Source organism: Bradyrhizobium sp., assembly GCF_019244115.1.
Lineage (GTDB): Bacteria > Pseudomonadota > Alphaproteobacteria > Rhizobiales > Xanthobacteraceae > Bradyrhizobium.
This window is the reverse complement of sequence record NZ_JAFATE010000845.1, coordinates 1-2,258: the sequence shown is the minus strand read 5'-3', so window position 1 is coordinate 2,258 and position 2,258 is coordinate 1. Positions and strand designations below refer to the sequence as shown.

Here is a 2,258-nt window from a genome sequence, read left to right as displayed (position 1 = left end):
CGAGCACTCGATGTGCCAGCCGGGACGACCCTCCGCTTTGATACCCGCCGGCGACGGCCACGACGGCTCGCCCGGCTTCGACGGCTTCCACAGCACGAAATCGGCCGGATCGCGCTTATAGGGCGCGACATCGACGCGCGCGCCCGCGATCATCTCGTCCAGCGAACGTTTGGCCAGCGCGCCATAACGCGGCGGAACGGAATTGGCGGCGTTCATCGCCTGCGGCGAGAACAGCACGTGATCCTCCGCGACATAGGCGAACCCGCCCGCAATGAGCTTCTCGATCAGCGCGCGCATTTCCGCGATATGCTCGGTTGCACGCGGCTCGACGCTCGGGCGTAATGCGCCGAGCGCATCGACGTCCTCGTGAAACTGCCGGTCGGTGACCTCGGTGACCCGGCGGATCGCCTCGTTCAGCGGCAACTCCGGGAAATCGCGCGCGGCGCGCGCGTTGATCTTGTCGTCGACGTCAGTGATGTTGCGGACATAGGTGACATGATCAGCACCATAGAGATGGCGCAAAAGCCGAAACAGCACGTCGAAGACGATGACCGGGCGCGCATTGCCGATATGGGCGAAGTCATAGACCGTCGGCCCGCAGACATACATGCGCACGTTTTTCGGATCGATCGGCCGGAACGGCGCGGTCGTCCTGGTCAGCGTGTCGTAAAGCCGAAGTTCCATGGATCATCGTTCCCTGCTGGCCAGGGCGTCCAATGATCTCAACGTTTTGAGAAAAGACGGCCTCAGCCAGCGATGAGCTAGCTCGTAATCTCGCGGCAGATGCAGCAAATGGCGAGGAAACCGTTCATGGCGGAAGAAATCGCAAATCCCAGGCATCTCGTCAAGAGGCCGTGAAAAAGCCGCTTTCTCACCGGACATGAGCCGCCCCCGTATCCTCACGGTTAATCATTCTTAAGGGTTTGGGCTTATCGTTTGACCAGCGATTCTCCCCGTCCTGCTCCTCTCTTCGGTGCACCCATGCGATCTCTGGCGGCGGTTCTGAGCTCTGTGTTCATGGTCGCGGCAAATGCGGCAGCGGCCGAGACCCGCGTGTTCATCATCGCCAATCAGGCCGACGGCTATGGTGTCGACCAGTGCCTGGCCAGCGGCGAGAAGTGCGGCGCCTCGGCCGCTCGCTCCTACTGCCAATCACGCGATTTTGCGCAGGCCTCCTCCTATCATCGCGTCGATGCGGATGAGATCACGGGCTCGGTTCCCAAGACCGGCGCGCATTGCACGCACGGCAATTGCGACCAGTATGTCGCGATTACGTGCCAGCGCTGAGATTCGCGCGACGACTGCGGCGTTTTGGCCACATCGATGCCTTCAGACCGCCGAAACAGCCGGCTATGGCCTATAGGTTGGTGCTGTGATATCTGGCGGCGCCCTGTGACCCCGGATAAGTCCAAGATCAAGCCAAGACATTGACCGCATTCTCTTTCCGACGGATTCTCGCTTTCGCTGCAGTGCTCGGCGGGCTGTTCTTTGGCGCGAGCGCATCCGCGCAGAACATCATGGCAAACGAGCCGCCGCCGGGACCTCCGCCCGGCCAGGGTGCCCCCGTCAATCCAATCTGCCCGCGGCTCGAAGCGCAGCTTGCGACCATCGATCGCGGCGGCAGCACGGACCCGGCCAAGGACGACCAGATTCGCCGCTATCAGGATGCCGCCACCAAGCAGCAGGCCGAGCTCGATCGCGTCACCTTGCAGGCCAAGCGCATGGGCTGCGAGAGCTCCGGCTTTTTCTCGCTGTTCAATGGGCAGTCGCAGCAATGCAGCCCGGTCAACAACCAGATCACGCAGATGCGCGCCAATCTGGACCAGATCAATACCAGCCTCGAGCGGCTGCGCTCCGGTGGTTTTGGCGGCATGGATCGGGAAAACCAGCGCCGTTCGGTGCTAACCGCGCTCGCACAGAACAATTGCGGACCTCAATATGCCAACGCGGTGCGCGGCCCCGGCAATTTCTTCGACAGCCTGTTCAATCCGGGCGGCAACCTGCCGCCGCCGGCGGACATGGGCGCGCCATCGGGCACCTATCGCACGGTGTGCGTGCGCAGCTGTGACGGCGCCTATTTCCCGATCTCGTTCGCGACCGTGCCTGGCCGTTTTGGCGACGACGAGCGGACCTGCAAGGCGCTATGTCCCGCGGCCGAGGCCAATCTCTATTCCTATCGCAATCCCGGCGAGGACATGAACTCGGCTGTCTCGACATCGGGCCAGCCCTACACCGCGCTTGCCAACGCGTTCAAGTTC

The 2,258-nt window shown here is 62.6% G+C and carries 2 protein-coding genes and 1 pseudogene; 2 read left to right on the top strand and 1 reads right to left on the bottom strand.

The features are described 5' to 3' along the window. A pseudogene (locus JOZ76_RS35795) lies at positions 1 to 684 on the bottom strand (cysteine--tRNA ligase); the annotation flags it as partial. Between the two features lie 297 nt (positions 685 to 981). On the opposite strand from JOZ76_RS35795, the gene JOZ76_RS35790 reads away from it, so the two are divergent. Both JOZ76_RS35790 and JOZ76_RS35785 read left to right on the top strand, forming a co-directional pair. Further along, positions 982 to 1,287 (top strand): hypothetical protein, encoded by a 306-nt coding sequence (locus tag JOZ76_RS35790; protein WP_291706088.1) that lies wholly within the window; start codon positions 982 to 984, stop codon positions 1,285 to 1,287. A gap of 140 nt (positions 1,288 to 1,427) precedes the next feature. Then, positions 1,428 to 2,258: DUF2865 domain-containing protein (locus tag JOZ76_RS35785; protein WP_441300157.1), on the top strand; the 831-nt coding region annotated here is incomplete at its 3' end.

What these genes read in the sequence shown, in the direction of transcription:
- JOZ76_RS35790 (WP_291706088.1), top strand. Translation starts at nt 982, where the DNA reads ATGCGATCTCTGGCGGCGGTTCTGAGCTCTGTGTTCATGGTCGCGGCA.